Origin of the sequence: Kosakonia sp. H7A (assembly GCF_003028445.1) — a bacterium.
Taxonomy (GTDB): Bacteria; Pseudomonadota; Gammaproteobacteria; order Enterobacterales; family Enterobacteriaceae; genus Kosakonia; species Kosakonia radicincitans.
The window spans coordinates 109,711-128,547 of record NZ_PYTZ01000001.1; the positions used below are offsets into that span (position 1 = coordinate 109,711).

The 18,837-nt window shown below is 53.2% G+C and carries 14 protein-coding genes and 2 pseudogenes; 7 read left to right on the forward strand and 9 right to left on the reverse strand.

Going from position 1 to position 18,837, the window contains the following annotated elements:
* Positions 1-43: 43 nt before the first annotated feature.
* Together CWM66_RS00515 and adhP are read right to left on the reverse strand one after the other, a co-directional pair.
* Complete coding sequence (locus CWM66_RS00515) at positions 44-478, reverse strand: glyoxalase (RefSeq protein WP_090397602.1); 435 nt, start codon at positions 476-478, stop codon at positions 44-46.
* A 64-nt stretch (positions 479-542) separates the two neighbouring features.
* Positions 543-1,553, reverse strand: coding sequence for an alcohol dehydrogenase AdhP (adhP, locus tag CWM66_RS00520; protein WP_035885700.1), 1,011 nt, complete (start codon positions 1,551-1,553; stop codon positions 543-545).
* A 280-nt stretch (positions 1,554-1,833) separates the two neighbouring features.
* Between adhP and CWM66_RS00525 the strand changes: the two genes are divergently transcribed.
* A complete protein-coding gene (locus CWM66_RS00525; RefSeq protein ID WP_007375082.1) occupies positions 1,834-2,436 on the forward strand; it encodes an inorganic diphosphatase in 603 nt (200 codons plus the stop codon).
* Between the two features lie 65 nt (positions 2,437-2,501).
* Here CWM66_RS00525 and CWM66_RS00530 read toward each other — a convergent pair whose 3' ends face one another.
* The 3 genes from CWM66_RS00530 to sra all read right to left on the reverse strand — a co-directional run bounded on the left by CWM66_RS00530 (position 2,502) and on the right by sra (position 6,533).
* Positions 2,502-4,208 carry an ABC-F family ATP-binding cassette domain-containing protein gene (locus CWM66_RS00530; protein ID WP_107146115.1) on the reverse strand — a complete coding sequence of 569 codons (1,707 nt, stop codon included), beginning with the start codon at positions 4,206-4,208 and terminating at the stop codon, positions 2,502-2,504.
* A 305-nt stretch (positions 4,209-4,513) separates the two neighbouring features.
* Positions 4,514-6,217, reverse strand: coding sequence for an NAD-dependent malic enzyme (locus CWM66_RS00535; protein ID WP_007375080.1), 1,704 nt, complete (start codon positions 6,215-6,217; stop codon positions 4,514-4,516).
* Positions 6,218-6,395: 178 nt separating this feature from the next.
* Entirely contained in the window at positions 6,396-6,533 is a 138-nt protein-coding gene (sra, locus tag CWM66_RS00540) for a stationary-phase-induced ribosome-associated protein (protein WP_007375079.1), read from the reverse strand.
* 390 nt (positions 6,534-6,923) lie between these two features.
* On the opposite strand from sra, the gene CWM66_RS29030 reads away from it, so the two are divergent.
* The 6 genes and pseudogenes from CWM66_RS29030 (at position 6,924) to CWM66_RS00565 (ending at position 13,837) form a co-directional block, all read left to right on the forward strand.
* Complete coding sequence (locus CWM66_RS29030) at positions 6,924-8,312, forward strand: glycosyl transferase family 2 (protein ID WP_199200025.1); 1,389 nt, start codon at positions 6,924-6,926, stop codon at positions 8,310-8,312.
* A complete protein-coding gene (locus CWM66_RS29035) occupies positions 8,305-9,579 on the forward strand; it encodes a glycosyltransferase family 2 protein (protein ID WP_007375077.1) in 1,275 nt (424 codons plus the stop codon). The genes CWM66_RS29030 and CWM66_RS29035 overlap by 8 nt, the downstream gene beginning before the upstream one ends.
* Before the next feature lie 185 nt (positions 9,580-9,764).
* Positions 9,765-10,280: pseudogene (locus CWM66_RS29175) on the forward strand (radical SAM protein); the annotation flags it as partial.
* A gap of 738 nt (positions 10,281-11,018) precedes the next feature.
* Positions 11,019-11,843: pseudogene (locus CWM66_RS00555) on the forward strand (hypothetical protein).
* Between the two features lie 3 nt (positions 11,844-11,846).
* Positions 11,847-13,007, forward strand: a complete 1,161-nt coding sequence (locus CWM66_RS00560; RefSeq protein WP_107146116.1) for an MFS transporter — start codon at positions 11,847-11,849, stop codon at positions 13,005-13,007.
* A 32-nt stretch (positions 13,008-13,039) separates the two neighbouring features.
* Positions 13,040-13,837, forward strand: a complete 798-nt coding sequence (locus CWM66_RS00565; RefSeq protein WP_079517916.1) for a hypothetical protein — start codon at positions 13,040-13,042, stop codon at positions 13,835-13,837.
* A gap of 5 nt (positions 13,838-13,842) precedes the next feature.
* Here CWM66_RS00565 and CWM66_RS00570 read toward each other — a convergent pair whose 3' ends face one another.
* From CWM66_RS00570 to CWM66_RS00585, 4 genes are all read right to left on the reverse strand, one after another.
* The gene (locus CWM66_RS00570) at positions 13,843-14,928 is read right to left on the reverse strand and encodes a mannuronate-specific alginate lyase (RefSeq protein ID WP_107146117.1); all 1,086 of its coding nucleotides are present in this window, start codon (positions 14,926-14,928) and stop codon (positions 13,843-13,845) included.
* A gap of 49 nt (positions 14,929-14,977) precedes the next feature.
* Positions 14,978-16,516, reverse strand: a complete 1,539-nt coding sequence (locus CWM66_RS00575) for a PAS domain-containing methyl-accepting chemotaxis protein (protein WP_107146118.1) — start codon at positions 16,514-16,516, stop codon at positions 14,978-14,980.
* Between the two features lie 486 nt (positions 16,517-17,002).
* On the reverse strand, positions 17,003-17,761 hold the full coding sequence (locus CWM66_RS00580) for an amino acid ABC transporter ATP-binding protein (protein WP_107146119.1): 759 nt from the start codon (positions 17,759-17,761) through the stop codon (positions 17,003-17,005).
* Positions 17,761-18,828: an amino acid ABC transporter permease gene (locus tag CWM66_RS00585; protein ID WP_007375068.1), complete on the reverse strand. Its 1,068-nt coding sequence runs from the start codon at positions 18,826-18,828 to the stop codon at positions 17,761-17,763. The genes CWM66_RS00580 and CWM66_RS00585 overlap by 1 nt, the downstream gene beginning before the upstream one ends.
* Positions 18,829-18,837 lie beyond the last annotated feature (9 nt).

The following is an 18,837-nucleotide window of genomic DNA, read 5'->3' on the forward strand; positions in this document are numbered from 1 at the left end:
GCGCAAAACCGGGCGTGATAGACGCCCCGGTCTGGCATCAGTATTAACGCAACCAGGGGGTGATCGTCAGCCCCACCAGGACGCCTTCCGGCGCCAGCAGACGGGTGACACTTTGCCCCCAGGGTTCCAGGCGATTCGCGACCAGCAACTGATAACCTTTGTTGACCAGCACATCGGTGGCGCTCGCTAACTCTTTGACTTCAAATTCAACCCAGCTTTGTGGAACAGGGTGCGCATCCGGCCATTTGTCCGTGCCAAAACAGGATTCGGCCGCATGATGCAACGGCCACAGAGCAAAATGTTTCGCGCCATCCAGTGCATCATGATCGGCGACCAGATAGTCACTGGTGCCTTCCATCGGTTTCAGCGGCAGCCCAAGCGTGTGCTGGTAAAATGTCTGGCTGGCAGCCACATTTTGCGGAACAGGACCAAAACCGGCGATAAACAACACCTCAAGCCCGGGGATCGTCGTGGTCATCATTACCTCTGCGTCATAAAAAAGGGGCATCAGCGCCCCCGTGATTATAGGCAATAGACGATAATTAATGGCGTAAATCGATCACCATGCGGCCACGGATCTGGCCCTGTTCCATCTCTTTGAAGATGGCGTTGATATCTTCCAGCGGACGCAGCGCCACTTTCGGCACCACCTTGCCTTCGGCGGCAAACTGGAAGGCTTCCGTCAGATCCTGGCGCGTGCCAACCAGCGAACCCACCACCTGAATACCGTCCAGCACCAGGCGCGGAATATCGAGGCTCATCGCTTCCGGCGGCAGGCCAACTGCCACCACACGGCCACCGGCACGCACCGCATCGACCGCAGAGTTAAACGCCGCTTTCGCTACCGCCGTCACGACCGCAGCGTGCGCGCCGCCGGTTTTTTCCTGCACGATCTTCGCCGCATCTTCGCTACGCGAGTTGATGGTCAGGTCTGCGCCCATGCTGGCTGCCAGCTTCAATTGCTCATCGTTAACATCGAGCGCAATGACTTTGGCATTAAAGACATTTTTCGCATATTGCAGCGCAAGATTTCCGAGGCCGCCGAGGCCATAAATAGCAATCCACTGGCCGGGCTTGATCTGCGAGACTTTAACGGCTTTATAGGTAGTGACGCCCGCGCAGGTGATACTGCTGGCTGCCGCGGAATCAAGGCCATCCGGCACTTTTACCGCATAATCCGCTACCACGATGCACTCCTGCGCCATGCCGCCATCGGCGGTATACCCGGCATTGACCACTTCACGGCAGAGGGTTTCGTTACCGCTGTTACAGTATTCACAGTGGCCGCAGCCCTGGAAAAACCAGGCAACAGAAGCGCGATCGCCCACTTTCAGCGACGTAACGCCTTCTGCAACTTCAGCCACGATGCCAATACCTTCATGACCGAGGATAACGCCGGTCTTATCGCCAAAATCACCGTTCTTCACGTGCAGGTCGGTATGACATACCCCACAGCACTCCATTTTCAGTAACGCTTCGCCATGTTTCAGCGGACGCAGTGTCCTTTCAGTGACATCAACCTGATGATCTTTCGTAACTACAGCAGCTTTCATGGTGTTTCTCCTTTGATAAGCATAAGAACTGAGATCCGGGTGTGGCGTTCGGCTTCAACCGTTATCTATATCCTCAAGGATTAAGAGATTAGGCAGTGAATTCAATAGGCTGGCAACATACTGTAAACATTCAGTGGGAAATCCCCCAATTCAGGTAGGGGCAAAAAATGCTATAACCACCTTATTAATAAGGCTATTAGTGGGCAGGAAAGGAATGTCATACGGCTGTCATCTATTGTCGCCAGATTGTTGCTTTCTAATAACAAAAGGGTGAACAACAATGCATCTGGTGAAAAAAATCCTCGCGGTGAGCGTACTGATTTCGGCTTCCGTGCAGGCGCAAAATATCCTCGAATTCCCGCAGCCTGAAAACAACCCGGACGAGTTTTATGCGGTAACGGAGATCCCGGCGGGCGGCATTATCAAATATGAAACGGACGCGAAAACCGGCTTTATTATCGCCGATCGCTTCCAGTCAATGCCGGTCGCTTATCCGGCGAACTACGGTTCGCTGACCCAGTCGCTCGCCGGGGATGGCGATCCGCTGGATGTGATTTTCTATACCCGCGCGCCGCTGGCTCCGGGAACGCTGATCAAGCTACGCCCGATTGGCGTGCTGAAAATGATTGATGGCGGCGAGACCGACGACAAAATTGTTGCCGTTCCGGCCAGCAAAATTGACCCAACCTATGACGACATCAAGAACATCACCGATCTGCCGAAGATCGAGCAGGAGCGGCTGGAAGCCTTCTTCCGCGTCTATAAACAATTGCCGGACGGTCGCAAAAAAGTGGAGCTGAACGGCTTTAACGACGCCGCCACCGCCAAACAAGAAATCAAACAGGCATGGGAAGCCTGGAAAGCGAAAAATCCACAGCAGTAAAAAAAACAGGCGCCGAAGGGCGCCTGTTTGCGTTAAGTGACCACACGAGTTTGCACGTATCCGGCCTACAGGATAAGGCGGATACGGTCTATCTCCTCACGCCACTGCGCCTGCAACTGCGGCTTCTGATGTTTCTCCTTACGCGCCAGATCCTCTGCTAACCGCGTCTCCAGTTCGATAAGACGCAGAAGAAGGGCATCGTCGTCATCCGTTTCATCAGCCGCAACAATATGCAGTTGTGACTGAGTGGCAGAAACCGCGACACTTTCCCGTAAGCGATCATAAACCGCTTCAGCGTCGTGCCATTCGTTCAGCTCGCCGTTTTCCACCAGCCAGAAACGATTGCAGCAGGCATTAATCAACTGGCGATCGTGGCTGACCAGCAGAAAACCGCCGCTGAACTGTTGCAGGGTTTCGCCCAGCGCCTCTTTGCCCGCCATATCGAGATGGTTGGTGGGTTCATCCAGTAACAGCAGGTTAAAACGCGCCAGCGACAGGCCGACAAACAGCAGCCGCGAACGTTCGCCGCCGCTCAGTGTCGCCACCCGTTGCCCATGACGCGCCCAGGCAAAACCGGCGCTAATTAGTGCCATTTTGCGATCGGCGGGCATCGGGGCAAACGGCTCAAGCGCGTCGAACAGCGTGGCATCATCCGCTAGCTGATGTAACGTCTGGTCGTAATATCCCGCATGCAGACGCGGATGCAGCCGCAGCGTAGACGCTTCGCCGTGCAAAGCCCGCCAGATCAGCCGCAACAGCGATGATTTCCCGCAGCCGTTGCGTCCCATCACCGCCACGCGATCGCCGCTTTTCAGCCGCGCGAGCGGAACATGGAACAGGGCGGGCAACCCCGTTGCGGGCGGCACGGCCAGCTGTTCCATCTCCAGCAGTCGATCCGCAGGTAGCGCTTCACCATGCAGTGAAAGCCGCCAGGCACTGCCTTCGGTTAGCGTGGTCTGGCTCTCTTTCAGGCGCTCAACCTGCCGCGCCATCTGTTTTGCCTTCCGCGCCAGATCTTCGTTGTCGTAGACCCGTCCCCAGATAGCCAGCCGCTTAGAACTTGCCGTCACGCGGTCGATCTCCTTTTGTTCCGCTTTGTGCCGCAGCGCGTCGCTCGCATCACGCTCTTCCAGCGCCAGACGCGCCTGGCTGCACGGTAAAGCAAAGTGGTGCAGCGTGTGGTCGCGCAGGATCCAACTGCCGTTGGTAACAGCATCCAGCAGGGCGGCATCATGCGAAACCATCACAAAGCTTCCGCTCCAGCTACGCAAAAACTGCTCCAGCCATAGCAATGTCGGCAGATCAAGGTGGTTACCCGGTTCGTCCAGCAGCAACAGATCCGGCTCGCGGATCAGCGCCCGTGCCAGCAGTAAGCGGGTATGCTGACCGCCGCTGAGCGTGGCGGCGGTGAGAGCGATTTCCGTCGTGCTCAGCCCCATGCTGGCAAGCAGCGATTCTGCGCGCCAGCGCTGGTTGTCGCGCTCGCTGGCAGGCAACTGCGCCAGCACGGCATCAAGCAGCGTCGTCGCCAGCAAATCATCGGGCAGATGCTGTTCCACGCGCGCCAGCAGGCAGTGGTGTGCAACCGTAACGTTGCCGGAAAGCGGAGACAGCGAGCCGTCCAGCACTTTCAGCAGGGTACTTTTGCCGCAGCCATTGTCGCCAATAAGTCCAAGGCGATCGCCTTTTCTCAGGGTAAAGGAGAGATCAGAGAATAACGGGCCAAAGGCCGTTTCAACACGGAGTGATTGTGCAGATAGTAATGTGCTCATTGCTTACTCAAGAGTTACAGGCACGAGAGTGCCTCGTCAAACATCGCTGACGATAACCCGGTAAGCCCGAGAGAAGGGGGTTTTAAGCTTCGCTCAAGCCGAAGTTATCGCAGCACGATACCGATAACGCTTGAGCTGGCACGATCGCCAAATGTATGTGAAACATTGAACAGTTCACAATACAGCATAATTAGCCTCCTTTTATATTCAGTAAGTTGATGGGTGAAAAGGAGTCTAGCGGGGAAATGAATCTTTTACCAGCAAGGAAAATAGCCCGGCGTACAAGGACGCCGGGCGCGGGAGGATCAGATGGAGGTACGGCGATAGCTGCGGTACTTCGGTTCCCAGAAGTTGTCGTCGATCGACTGCTTCAGCGCTTCAGGCGAGGTTTTCGCCGCGATACCTTGTTGCTGCGCCATTTTACCGACGGCAAACGCGATGGCGCGGGAAACGGACTGGATATCTTTCAGTTCCGGCAGCACCAGGCCTTCACCGTTCAGTAGCAGCGGCGAGTATTCCGCCAGCGTTTCACTGGCCGCCATCAGCATTTCATCGGTGATGCGCGACGCGCCGGAGGAGATCACGCCAAGACCAATGCCGGGGAAAATATAGGCGTTATTACACTGGGCAATCGGGTAGGTTTTCTCTTTCCACAGTACCGGTGCGAACGGGCTGCCGGTGGCGACCAGCGCCATACCGTCGGTCCAACTGATGATATCCTGCGGCGTGGCTTCCACGCGGGAAGTCGGGTTGGAGAGCGGCATCACGATCGGGCGCGGGCAGTGCTTGTGCATTTCACGGATGATCTCTTCGGTGAACAGACCCGCCTGGCCTGAAACCCCGATCAGAATGTCCGGCTTCACATTACGCACGACGTCCAGCAGCGACAGCGCTTCATTCTGCGCGCCGGTATCCCAGTTTTGCAGGTTTTCGCGTTTCTGCACCAGTTTGCTCTGGAACGGCAGCAGGTTCGGCATTTCGTCCGTCAGCAGACCGAAACGATCGACCATATAGACTTTCTGGCGAGCCGCCGCTTCGCTCAGGCCTTCGCGCTGCGTCTGGGCGATGATCTGCTCAGCGATACCGCAACCGGCAGAACCTGCGCCGAGGAAGACGATCTTCTGGTTACTCAACTGGCTACCCGCCGCGCGGCTGGCGGCAATCAGCGTACCGACGGTGACGGCTGCCGTACCCTGAATATCATCGTTAAAACAGCAGATCTCATCGCGATAGCGATTCAGCAACGGCATCGCGTTTTTCTGCGCGAAGTCTTCAAATTGCAGCAGCACATCCGGCCAGCGCTGTTTCACCGCCTGAATGAATTCATCGACGAAAGCGTAATATTCATCACCGGTGATACGCGGGTGGCGTGAGCCCATGTAGAGCGGATCATTAATTAATTGCTGGTTGTTGGTGCCCACATCCAGAACCACGGGCAGGGTGTAAGCCGGGCTGATGCCGCCGCAAGAGGTATAGAGCGACAGCTTGCCAATCGGAATCCCCATCCCGCCAATCCCCTGGTCGCCAAGGCCGAGAATACGTTCGCCATCGGTCACCACGATCACTTTGATATTGTGGTTCGGCACGTTTTGCAGAATGTCGTCCATGCTGCTGCGGTTCTGCCAGGAGATAAACACGCCACGAGCGCGGCGGTAGATGTCAGAGAAGCGTTCGCAGGCCCAGCCAACAGTCGGGGTATAGATCACCGGCATCATCTCATCGAGATGGTTTTCCACCAGGCGGTAGAAGAGGGTTTCGTTGGTATCCTGGATATTGCGTAGATAGATGTGCTTATCAATATCGGTTTTAAAGCTCTGGTACTGCAACCAGGCGCGTTCGGCCTGTTCTTCAATCGTTTCAACCACTTCCGGTAACAGGCCCAGCAGGTTGAAATTACTGCGCTCTTCCATGCTGAAGGCGCTGCCTTTGTTCAGCAGTGGAAACTCCAGCAGCACCGGCCCGGCATAAGGAATATATAACGATCGGTTTTTATTATGTTTGGCATTCATTTTACAGCTCCTTGTTCAACGATCCCTGCGAGAGCGTTTCGCGGGGAGGTGTGCGACGGGCGAGAGTATAAAGCAAGCTGTCAGCAAATACTTCTTGTTCGCGGATTTCGTTGATGAATTGTTATCAAGGAGGGAAAACAAAAAACCACCCCGCCAGGGGTGGTTCAGGGTGGAAAACTTAACCCGCGCGGCGATGACGCCCGGAGCGATGAACAACCACCGTCTCTTCGTGATTGTCTTTGGTAACAATTTTACGCGTGTTTGACACTTTGTAATCCAGCCCCATGATATGGCGTGCCTGACGGTTCGATTTCATGCTTACTCCTTAATCCAGTTCAATGTTTCAAGGACAAGCCCGGTAACAGTGCCGGGCGAAATTCAATCTCATCATTGCAATTCGGTACAAGAAACATACCGAACCGCCATCCTCGATCATTGTGACGTAAAGCGCAATCGAAAAAAGGAATTTCAGGATTGTCTTAATTCAACCGCCGATGTTGTCCCTCTGGAGAAAAATCCTGGGGAAAATGAATGAAAATGTGTCTCAATAAAATAAGCAAACTGTCACTCTCCGGGCTCATCTTTAAAACTCCGAGAATATATCCGTTGATACGATTCAGGTCTCTTTAATACCAATAAAATATATGTTTTCCTTAACTAAAAGGATAATTGAAAATTCCACACACCACATAATAAGGGAAATTTCATGGATGAACGCAATGGAGCAATTTTTATATCATTCGATGGTGTTGCCTTTTCTGGAATTACCGTTGAGGCATTTAAAACCGCACAATTACTGTCACGAAAGGGAATTAAAAACTATCTGGATCTTGGTTATGACATAAAGCTGGATAAAGGAAAGTTCAATAAACCATACGAATGGGAGAAATCGATATATAAAGATGGTTTTATATTAGTGCGAATAGATGACATTACCAACGTACCGAATTACAACGTTGATTTTATAAATTATGCGCACAATGTATTGATAAGCCAGAAAACGGTTGTTCCACAAACAGAGTTGAACACTATTCTGGCGAAAATTGATGTGGCGGCTGAAGTACTGGCCGAAAAAATGGTGCAGCAATGGGAATGCCTGAATATTGGTTATCTTTTCGTTGAAAATGGCACACTGCCAGAAAACATTATATATACAAAAGCGATATATTTAGCAATTGATATATATGGCAAGCGTTATAACTTGGCCGATTTTGTTACCTGGCGTGATCATGACCTGATGTGGAATAGCGAAAAAAGCGTACAGAAATATGGCACACATCCCTGGCCTTATGCCATCAAACCGGTTAACTCTCCGTACATACGCTATGTGACGCTTAATCAGGAATTAAAAGAAAGACTTGAGGAGTGGTGCAACTATACCATTGAAGTACAAGTAAAAAAGAATGCCTACGATTTTACAGGAACAGGAAATTGCAGCAATATCAGGCACAGTCTTAACATTGGTGACGATGACATTCTTATTGCCCGAACTACGCGCCTTATTCCGCAAAAACGGCTGGATCGCGACATTTACCTCGTCTGGCGGCTCAACCAACTGTTCCAGCAGAAAAATTCTGCACGGCGTGTTCATCTCGTCGTTGCAGGCGATATGAATGAGGCGCCATTCTGTTATCAGCAACTGGTCAATCTGTCGACTCAATTACAGGTCGAATCTTTTATTCATTTTATTGGCTGGCTGCAGCACAATTATATGCCGCCTGGTTATAACACTTACACCATTGAGGATTTGTATTATTCCTGTGACCTTGTCTCTTTTCTGACTTCATGGGATTACGACAGCTACGGTAATCCAGTTGGTGAAGCAATAAGTCACCGCCGCTGTTACATTTCGACACGCTATGAATATTATGATGAGGTATACGGCCAGTACGGCTTCGAGGCGCCGATAATGAATATCACTGCCGAACATGATGGTTATCCGGACGATGCGTTTATTTCAAGCGTTTTTAAACTCATCACCAATAAATCATTAATGAAAGAAATTGCTTATCGAAACTTTCTTATTGGCAAGAAAGTGCTCATCGATAACAACAGCGATTCAGATAGTAATCATTCAGGGAGGTTGTATGCGTAAGGACATTTACATATCAATTGTCTTGCCGGTTTATAATGAAAGCGATCGTATCAATGCAGTTCTCACTTCGCTATTTAATCAAAAAACATGCAGCAATATGTTGTCGCACGAAAAGTATGAACTGATCGTGGTGGATAATAACTCAACCGATGATTCCGTTGCCAAAATCAGCGAATTTCAGCGTCTGCATCCGGCGCTGGATATTCATATTATTAAAGAGCCCACGCAGGGTGTTTCTTCTGCGCGAAAATGCGGTATGGATTACGCATCGCTGCGCTCAAAAGCCAGGGACAAACGGCTGGGCATTAGCCGTAAACACTACATCGTCTCGGCAGATGCCGACTGCACCGTTGATAGCTGGTGGCTACACTCGTTGATTGAAAAAATGATCGCGGAAAAGGGCGATTTAGGCACCTGTAATTACTACTACAACGAGAACGCGTTCCGGCTTCGTCCCAATCTGTTTGCGGAGATTCAGAAAACGCTGCGTTGCCGTGACGTCTCATTTTCGCTGTTTGGCGGTTTTCCCGACGGCAAGGGGTTCGCCGTTGAACGCGCGCTTTACGACAAAGTGGGCGGTATCGAAATCTTTTACCAGCTTGATAAGGGCCGGTTTGTTGAACATCTTTCGGATGACTGGGATTTCGGTATTCGGGTGATCGCGGCAGGCGGTAAACCCGTTTACGCGCGCGATTCCCGGGTTGAAATTAACAGTCGCCGCGTGGATACCATTCTGCAAGAGGTGATCACCGGCGTTGCCTACGGGCAGGATGGCGTCATCACCATGAAAGATGTCCGTCCGGAAAACACACAGCAGCCAGTGTTAAGGGATACCACGCCCGCCCAGTCAATGCAGGCCTGGCACTATTCGATCAAGGATTATGTGCCGAAAAACATCGTGCTGCCGGCGTTACTCAACCCGCAAATCCTGCTGGACAATCACGCTGTTCGCGAATTTTTTACCCCACAGGTCGCCGAACGTCTGTTCCGGCGTATCTATGAAATTCTCCATGAGATGCGTCTGATCGATCTGAGTCCGATTCATGCCTACAAAACACCAGCCTGGCGGCTCTATTTCGAGTTTCGTGACGATATTTTCAGCGCCTTGCGCCGCGCGGTGGGCGAGGACATCGGTTTCCCACCGCCGCTTCCGGCCTGTTTTGAGTACGTTAAAAACGAAGACTTTCAGCGATTTTTTCGCTATTTCAGCGAAGATCGTGAATCCGGCATGGCACATAACTACTTTGCCAACGGAGGGGTGTTCTGATGAACGATATTCTGTTCGATTCGCTCAACGATCTCGATCCGCGCTATCCGGTTCCGCAGGTGTACGATTTTCTCGCTTCGCCCGAAAACCGCGACATACTCGAATATGTTTACCGCGATCCCTTCGGCTGCCATGTCTTTCCTGGCGACATTAAAGGCTACCCACTGGAAACCTATTTCCAGGACATGGCGCACGACATTGCACAGGCGAAGCAGATCCACCTCTGGGTGTCGATCCCGACCTGCCGCTACCGCTGCCATTTCTGCCAGTTTCCGACCATTATCCTCAATCCGCAGAGCGCACCCTCGCAGGCGGTTTTTCGTCAACTGGTGGATTACAACATCAAGGAAGCCACGCTGTGGCTTGATAAGGTGCCGACGCTTGCCGGGGCGGAAGTGGGGGAATTTAACATTTTCGGCGGCACACCATCGCTGTTACCGGCAGCGGAGCTACAGCGTCTGATGGCGTTTTACCGGCAGCATTTCAATCTTTCTGCCGCCACGCTGCGTTTTGAAGGCGAACCGGCAACGCTGACCAGACCCTATCTGGAGATGCTTAAAACGCTGGGGTTCAGCAAAATCAGTTTCGGCGTTCAGTCGTTCAATGATGACATCATCGCTGCCTGCGGGCGCAGACATACGGCCGAAACCTGCGAACAAACCATCGCTAACGCGCGCGAAGTGGGATTTGACTGGATCAGCATCGACCTGATCTACGGTCTGCCGGGGCAAAGCGTTGATGATGTGAAATATGACATGGAAAAATGCCGTGAGCTGGCGATTTCTCATGTCGTCTGCACCAAACTGCACCTCGCAGAGTTTATGCAGCGACGCACTGGCGTCTCCGGGCAGCGGCAAAGTTTATGGCAGAAAAAGGGGGCTAACAGCCAGGCTTTTCCGGGGCTGGGCAAGCAGTACCAGATGCGGGAACTGATTGAACGCTACCTCGCAGCGGATTATCGCGAGCATCCCACCATGTATTTCCACCGCAACACGCAGCCCGCAGAAAAATGGAAGGGGCTGATTACCGATCTGGATAAGCAGTACCCGGAAGTGGCCATTGGTCTCGGCGGCAGCTCCAAATGTTCGCTGGCGGAAGCCATTAATATCACGGACTACCGGCGCTACAAGGCCGCGCTCGACGAAGGGCAACTGCCCATCGACAGCTGCCACGGCTTTTCTCCGCTTCAGCGTGAAGTGAATGCCTTCAAAATGGCGCTGTCGACCTTACGTCCGGTATGCAATTACGAATTCAGAAAACGCTTTGACGGGCGTAGCTTTTTCAGTAACCCGTTTATCTGCCGCGCGCTGAAGACGTTAGCCCCAAAAACCCTGTTCACCGTGCACGATGATGTCGTCACGCTCACGCCAAACGGTGTGACGCTGGTTGAAGCGCTCATCAACACCCAATTCTCTTCCGGCGACATCAGGAAATCACCAGTGACAAGCACGGACGTATCGACACCAGTTTTTAGCCTCTATTACATTGCGATCGATACCGAAGCTGGCGTTACCAATGCGCAGTTTGAGGCGTTTGTTCGCGAAAAAGGGTGCAAGATCCCCTGTTATCCGGGGTGGCGCTGGACCTTGCTGCGCGGTTTACGCGGTGAGCGTACCGGGCAATTTATGATGCTGTACGAAATTGAAAGCGCGGAATGTCGCGATCGCTATCAGCGCGCAGACGGTAATCTCACGCCGCAGGCGCGCCAATTCTGGCGCGATCGTCCGCAGGCGCAAGAGATCCTGCGTGAATGGCAGCGTCTGGGAACATTTAGCGCGCTACCGACGATCTACACCGATTATCGTCTGCTGGCAGAAAATAAAAAAAGCACCGTCACCGACGGCCCGCGCTATCGGGAGCGTCCCGGTGAAGAGCCGGAGGCACGGGTCATTGGCATCCACAATCTGGCGCTGCGTCCGGATGTTGAAGCCCAGGCCTTCGAGACCTTCATCGCCGAGAATCACCACCGCATAGAGGACTACCCGGACTGGAAGTTTCGTTTGCTGAAAGGTGAACGCGGTAACCGGCTCGATCAATATGTGGTGATGATGGAGATTGCCAGCCTGGCGGCGCTGGATCAGTTCTACCCGTAACCCGATATCGCCACCGATGAAGCGGCCATTTTTGCCAGGGCGCACCGGGATACCAAGCAGATGTACGAAGAGTGGAAACAACTCGCTTCGTTTTCCGGCTCGCCGCAGATCTACACCGATTACCTGGCGGTTGCTGAAAGTCAGCCCGCCGAAGATAACAGGGGAATCTGAGCCATGACGCGTCATTTCTCTGGAGCTTTTCCGACGGATAATCGGCGTCAACAACGCTCGACGCGAGCAATTTTCCTGGTTGCCGGTTTGGGCGTGTCGGCCTGGGCGCCGCTGATTCCGTTGGTCAAGCGCGGGCTTCAGCTTGACGATGGCGCGCTCGGTTTGCTGCTGATTTGTGTGGCCGCAGGATCGATGCTGGCGATGCCATTTAGCGGTCGCCTGATTCACCGCGTTGGCTGCCGGGTGTTGATCCTGTCCTGCGCGTTGCTGCTGTGCGTCTGCCTGTCGCTGCTGCTGTCTGACACTTCCCCCGCTGTTATGGGCGGGGTTTTACTGCTTTTCGGTGCAGCAAATGGCCTGCTGGATGTATCAATGAACAGCCAGGCCGTTGTGGTTGAGCGCGAAGCCGGGCAGGCGCGAATGGCCGGATTTCACAGCTTTTTTAGTTTCGGCTGCATTGCCGGTGCCGGAAGTATCAGCCTGCTGCTGTGGGCAAATGTGCCGCCACGCTATGCCAGCGTTCTGGTGGCGTTCGCGATGGCGATTATCGTCTTCACGGTATCGGGTCATCTGCTGGCAAAACGCCCGCAGCAGAGGGGCGCGGCAGGCGGCACTTGCCAGGCGCTGGCGCAACCGGGTCTGCGGCTTATCGCCATCGTCTGTTTTTTTATCTTTATGATCGAAGGCGCGATGCTCGACTGGTCTGCGGTTTTTCTCCACAGCGAACGGCGGCTGGCAACGCACCAGGCAGGGTTTGGTTTCACGCTTTATTCCATCGCCGTTGCGCTGGCGAGGCTGTTCGGCGATCGCCTGATTAGTCGCTATGGCCATCTGAGAATGCTGATTGCCAGCGCGATAAGCGCCGCCGCAGGGCTGCTGCTGGTAGTCTCGGTTGATAGCGCAGCTATTTCCCTTGCTGGGTTTGCGCTGGTGGGCGTGGGCCTGGCGAATATCGTGCCCATTCTCTTCTCGATCGCGGGTAATCAGCCGGTGCCATCGCACTTTGCGCTGCCCGCGGTGACACTGTTTGGCTATGCCGGGCTGTTAAGCGGCCCGGCGTTAATTGGCCTCTTTGCGCAGCATACCAGCCTGGTCACCGTGTTTAGCGCCGGGGTGGCGATCCTGTTCGCGGTAAGCCTGCTTGCGCGCGCCATCACACGGTAATTTATTGATAACACTGAAAGAAAGGAGTCTTTATGAACACTGCATCTCAGGCTATTTTTAGCCTGCATTACATCGGCCTGAATTTAAAGAAAGGGGTTACTGAGGCTGATTTTGAAGAGTTTGTCCGCCAGCGCGGCGTGCAGATCCCCGCGTATCCGGGATGGCGCTGGACGCTACTGAAAGGGTTGCGCGGAGAGCGAGAAAACCAGTATCTGATGCTGTACGAAGCCCCAAATTCGCAGTTCTATGCCCGTTATATTGCAGAGAGTGGCGAACAAACGGCAGAGGCGCAAAATTTCTGGCAACAGCATCCACAGGCGCTGGCGTTGATTGCTGAGTGGAAAACCTACGCCACTTTCGCGGAACTACCGACCCTTTTCACCACCTATTCGTTACTCGCCGAGAACACCAACAGTTCACTGGCGGAAGGGGCAAATTATCAGGTTGTCGCCGGGCAACGACCGCGCTCGCGCGTAGTGGGCATTCATCATCTGGCCTTACGTGCTGGCGTAAAACCGCACATGTTTGAACAATTTATTATCGATAACATTCACCGCGTTGAAGATTATCCCGGCTGGAAGTTTCATCTGCTGAAAGGTCAGGGCGGCAACCGCCAGGAGCAATATGCGGTGATGCTGGAAATCGAAAGCCTCGACTCGCTGAATTCATTTCATCCGGAGCTCGATGTTTCCACGGAAAAAGCGCTGACCTTTGTAAAAGCGCACCAGGATACAGAACGCATGTATGACGAATGGCGCACGATGGCCTCCTTCTCCGGCGCGCCGCAACTCTATACGGATTACCTGGCGATTGCCGGAAATGAGCAATAATTGATTCACCCGGATCTGGCGGCACCGGCCAGACGGCTCAGGTCGCCGCCCAGACGCGTATTTTGCCACGGACGCAAACTGGCCAGGCGCTGTTTCAGCGCACTGTCACAGACGTACAGCGAGCACCAGGCTTCCAGCCAGGCCAGATTCGTCGGATGTTGCAAAAACGCCATATCCTGCGTTGCGCCAGTACGTTGCATAAATGCGCTGGCATCATCCAGACCGCCAATAACCCGCACGCCGAGGCGTTTTAATGCGCCGTGATTTTCTGCCAGCGCATCAACGCCGTTCGCCCGCACAAACAGAGCGATCATCACCAGCGGTTGCAGCGCGTAATTATGATAGGAAAGGGCGCGCTGGCGGCGGCGCAACTCATTGGGTAAAAAGCCCTCGTCATCCACCTGTTGCATGGCGGTGTGATAGATATCCAGCGCGGCAGTGAACAGATCCTGTCGTTGCGTTACCACGGCAGTGGTGATGATCGCCCAGGCCGCCCAGTAACTATGGTTGTTTACCTTATCCAGCGGCAAATCATGCCACTCCTTCACGGCCAAATCCCCCAGGCTCCCCAGCCAGCGTTGAATATTTTTCTGCTGTGCCGGGTAAGCGTTAAGCGGACGCTGTGGCGCGTATTCCAGTTGCAACCAGGCGGAGGAGAAGGTGGCCAGCGCCCATTTGCGCATTGACCTGCCGGTATGATTATTGGCGCGTTCCGTTAACGCGCCCGCGCTGGCCCATTGATCCAGCGCAGCCACCGCGCAGGCAACATGTTGCGCATTGCCGCTGTGCGCCCAGGCGGTGACCTGACGGCTGATATAGCGCTCCATATCGGTGATGGGCTGCGTCTGCTGGCGAAACGCCGCATCGGCCTGCGGATTGAGCGTGGCGCGGGCGCTGTCGGAACCTGCATATTTACTGGGAAAATCGAGCACGCCGGTAAACGGAGTGGGGACATCCGGGCACTTTACCGCTTTATCGCCTGAAGACTTTTGTTCCGGCGGCTGCATAAATCCGGCGGGAGGATGCAGAGAAGCGGCGGCACAGGTGGCCGCCGTCAGGATAAAAATCAGTACCGCTCTGAGTAACATCATGCTTCGCCTTTTGCGCAAAAATGCCCGCAGCGACTATAGCATGTGTTGATCAGCTACCGCCGAACACATGTACCGCGCGATGCAGGCGGGCAGCACGTTCCGAAAGATCTTCCGCTGCGCTGGTCACCTGTTCCACCATCGACGTGTTGTTGTGGGTCATTGTCCCGATACGGGAAACAGACTGGTTAATCAGCTCCAGCGCCTGCGTCTGTTCGTTGGTCGCGGTGCTAATCTCTTTGATCATCGTGGACATGTTAATCACGCTGTCAATCATCGCTGTCAGATGCGTTTCCGTATTGGCAACCATCTCAACACCGCTTTTCACGTTCGCCACGTTATGTTCGATCAGCGTCTGGATCTCGCGCGCGGCAGAGGCCGAGTGTTGCGCCAGATTACGGACTTCTGCGGCAACCACGGCAAAGCCACGACCGGACTCCCCGGCGCGCGCCGCTTCCACCGCCGCATTCAGCGCCAGGATATTGGTCTGAAAGGCGATACTGTCGATGACGCTAATGATATCGACGATTTTGCTGTTGTCCGCAGAAACAGACTGCATCATGCCGATAGTTTTTTTCATCACATTACCGCTTTCCATCGCGCTGACGCTGGCTTCATCCGCTCTGCCCATCGCTTCGGCAGCGGTTTCCGCGGTCTGGCGCACAGCACTGGCGATCTCTTCTACCGCGGCGGCGGTCTGATGCAGTTCGCCGGAGGTTTCTTCCGTGCGGCGCTGCAGGGATTCGCCTTCGCTGGAAATGCGCCCGCTAATCACACGGATGCCGTTGATTTGCGTCGATACATCGCCCACCAGTGAACTGAGATTTAACCCGGCCTGGTTAACCAGACGCATCAATAAGCCAATTTCATCCACACGATTAAAGCGCACATAATCACTCTGGCGTCCGGAAACCACTTTCTGCATTTGTTCCAGCACAATTTTCAGTGGACGAGATATTTGGCTGTGCAAAAAAACTGACAGCAAACCTAATATAATAATTGCACTTCCGGCTTTTTCTGCGGCATCGAAAGGAACAAATTGCAGCGCAACAAGCAGGGCAGCAGTAATAATTGTGCCAACATTTATGCGTTTTGAAACACTGATTCGCTGGAAGATCGAGAAAAAAGAAAATAAACCCCGGCGAACAAGCAGACCTTTATAAAAACGATGTCCGCGGAGCTTGTTTTCATTCGCCTGCTGATAAAGCTCAGCGCTGGCGTCAATTTCTTCACGGGTTGGGATATTTCGCACCGAGATATAACCCGTAAGCTGCCCTTGCTGATATACCGGGGTGACGTTGGCGCGAACCCAGTAGTGATCGCCGTTGAGACGGCGGTTTTTAACAATCCCGGTCCAGCTGTCTCCCTGCTGAATGGTGAACCACATATCGCTAAATGCCGCAGGCGGCATATCAGGGTGACGAATTATATTATGCGCCTCACCCATAAGTTTATCTTCGCTATATCCGCTGGCATCAATAAAAGCGGAGTTAGCATAAGTAATATGACTGTGTGTGTTAGTCGTCGACAACAGTGTCGTGCCATCGTTAAGCAAAAACTCTTTCTGTGTAACAGGAGTGTTACGCTTCATGAATATTCCCCACAATATACCGCGATCAAAAAGTATTGCTGACGCGGTAATGGCTTTTTTTATAATTTACCGGCCAGTCGATTTGTTGTTATTACCGATGCATTTTCCACAAACCTGAGGCTGACGGAAAGTAGCTGTGATAAATATTTTTTAAGTCAGGCTTACAGTTCTGTTGATAAATATTGTTATGATTTTGCGAAAGAAAAATGATGAAATGAAAATTCACCAGCCATAAGTAAATCCTTAAGCTAAATTACCAGCCAGCCATGCATAAAAGCCTAAAAATTAAGCGACGAAAAATAGAAACATTAACATAGCAGGCTAATGTGTTTACATTTTTGCGCAGCCAAATATCAGTAAAACAGCAGCATCGATTAAATATTGCCTCAACAACAGTCAAAAAAACATTATATTTTGCAGGGGTATTGGGCAGGCGAGAATATGGGAATGGGGATACTGCGCGGCGTAAGTATCGCCGCGCAATAATTAATGGCTAAGGATTTGGTCGAGAAACTGGCGGGTACGTGGATGCGCAGGCTGGGTAAAAAAGGTTTCTGGCGGAGCGGATTCGACAATGCGCCCGTCGGCCATCAGCACCACGTTATCCGCAACGGTACGGGCAAACCCCATCTCATGGGTCACCACAATCATCGTCATGCCGCTCTCAGCGAGATCGAGCATCACATCCAGCACTTCTTTGATCATCTCTGGATCGAGCGCCGAAGTGGGTTCATCAAACAGCATAATCTCCGGTTGCATGCAGAGCGCGCGGGCGATAGCCACGCGCTGTTGCTGGCCGCCGGAGAGTTGCAGCGGGAACTTATGCGCCTGATTGGCAATCTGCACTTTTTCCAGATAATGCATCGCCAGTTCCGTTGCCTGCGCGCGGCTCATCTTGCGCACCAGCGTCGGCCCGATAATCAGGTTATCCAGCACGCTTAAGTGCGGAAACAGATTAAACTGCTGAAACAGCATGCCAATGCTCAGACGGATACGGCTGATATTGCGTACGTTGTCGTTCATTTCGATGCCGTTCACCAGAATCTGGCCTTTCTGATGTTCTTCCAGCCGGTTGATGCAGCGGATCAGCGTTGATTTACCGGAGCCGGAAGGGCCGCAGATCACCACGCGTTCCCCTTTTTTCACGCTGAGCGACACCTCATCCAGCACCTGAAATTTCCCGTACCATTTACTGACATCGGTTAATTGAATAATCGCGTCTTGCGCGGGCGAAGTGGCTTGCATCAGGAAACTCCTTCAGGATTACGGCTGGCATCAATGCGTTTTTCTACCCACACGGCATAACGGGAAAGCAAAAAGCCAAACACTAAATAGAGACTGGCAATGAACACATAGGTTTCGATGTAGTAGCGACGCCACTGCGGATCCTGCATCGCAGCAGTAGTGGCAGTCAGCACATCGAACAACCCAATGATGATGACAAACGACGAGTTTTTCATTGCCGCAATAATATGGTTGGTCACCGCTGGCAGGCAGATACGCAGCGCCTGCGGCAGCACGATTTTCGTGGTGGTGTGCCAGTACCCCAGATTCAGCACGGCAGCGGCTTCATACTGACCGCGCGGCACTGCCTGTAAACCGCCACGGATCACTTCCGCCTGGTAACAGGCAAAGAACAGTGCGATACCAATAATCACGCGCAGCAGTTTATTAACCTCCATTCCCGCCGGTAAAAACAGCGGGAACACATTCACCGCGACAAACAGAATGGTGATCAGCGGCACACCGCGCAGACCTTCAATAAAAATGACCGACAGGCCGCGCAGAAACGGCAGCGGTGAACGACGTCCGAGCGCGAGAATTACCGAAACCGGCATACCAATGATCACCGTACCGGAAAAGAGCAGCAGGGTGAGCGGCAAGCCACCCCAGTCAGAAGAAGGCACCGCTTTCAGCCCGAAGAGACCGCCGCTCATCAACACCGACATCAGCGCAATCGACACCAGCCACAGCGGCCACAATAAGCGCGAGTGCCAGCACATCGGCGAGAGCGATAAACCAATGGTGATAAACCACACCAGCATCGCCAGCGCTGCACGCCACTGCTCATCATAGGGATAGAGACCAAACAGGATCGGGCGATACTTTTCGCCAATCACTGCCCAGCAGGCACCGGTGGCGGCCCGACACTGTTCTGCCGTGCCATGAAAACCAACGGCGTCGATAATGCCCCAGCGGATCAGCGTTGAAGCGACCAGCCCTATTACGGTTAACAGCAGCAAGGTCAGTACCGTCTGCGCAACACTGCTGAACAGATTACGGCGCAGCCAGAAAACCACGGTATTTTGCATAACGGTTCC

Excerpts from the sequence above, each read along its gene's own strand:
- CWM66_RS00525 (WP_007375082.1), top strand. The coding sequence starts at position 1,834 with ATGCATCTGGTGAAAAAAATCCTCGCGGTGAGCGTACTGATTTCGGCT.
- CWM66_RS00515 (WP_090397602.1), bottom strand. The coding sequence starts at position 478 with ATGACCACGACGATCCCCGGGCTTGAGGTGTTGTTTATCGCCGGTTTT.
- sra (WP_007375079.1), bottom strand. The coding sequence starts at position 6,533 with ATGAAATCGAACCGTCAGGCACGCCATATCATGGGGCTGGATTACAAA.
- CWM66_RS29030 (WP_199200025.1), top strand. The coding sequence starts at position 6,924 with ATGGATGAACGCAATGGAGCAATTTTTATATCATTCGATGGTGTTGCC.
- CWM66_RS00535 (WP_007375080.1), bottom strand. The coding sequence starts at position 6,217 with ATGAATGCCAAACATAATAAAAACCGATCGTTATATATTCCTTATGCC.
- CWM66_RS00575 (WP_107146118.1), bottom strand. The coding sequence starts at position 16,516 with ATGAAGCGTAACACTCCTGTTACACAGAAAGAGTTTTTGCTTAACGAT.
- CWM66_RS00565 (WP_079517916.1), top strand. The coding sequence starts at position 13,040 with ATGAACACTGCATCTCAGGCTATTTTTAGCCTGCATTACATCGGCCTG.
- CWM66_RS00585 (WP_007375068.1), bottom strand. The coding sequence starts at position 18,828 with ATGCAAAATACCGTGGTTTTCTGGCTGCGCCGTAATCTGTTCAGCAGT.
- CWM66_RS29035 (WP_007375077.1), top strand. The coding sequence starts at position 8,305 with ATGCGTAAGGACATTTACATATCAATTGTCTTGCCGGTTTATAATGAA.
- CWM66_RS00530 (WP_107146115.1), bottom strand. The coding sequence starts at position 4,208 with ATGAGCACATTACTATCTGCACAATCACTCCGTGTTGAAACGGCCTTT.
- CWM66_RS00560 (WP_107146116.1), top strand. The coding sequence starts at position 11,847 with ATGACGCGTCATTTCTCTGGAGCTTTTCCGACGGATAATCGGCGTCAA.
- CWM66_RS00580 (WP_107146119.1), bottom strand. The coding sequence starts at position 17,761 with ATGCAAGCCACTTCGCCCGCGCAAGACGCGATTATTCAATTAACCGAT.
- adhP (WP_035885700.1), bottom strand. The coding sequence starts at position 1,553 with ATGAAAGCTGCTGTAGTTACGAAAGATCATCAGGTTGATGTCACTGAA.
- CWM66_RS00570 (WP_107146117.1), bottom strand. The coding sequence starts at position 14,928 with ATGATGTTACTCAGAGCGGTACTGATTTTTATCCTGACGGCGGCCACC.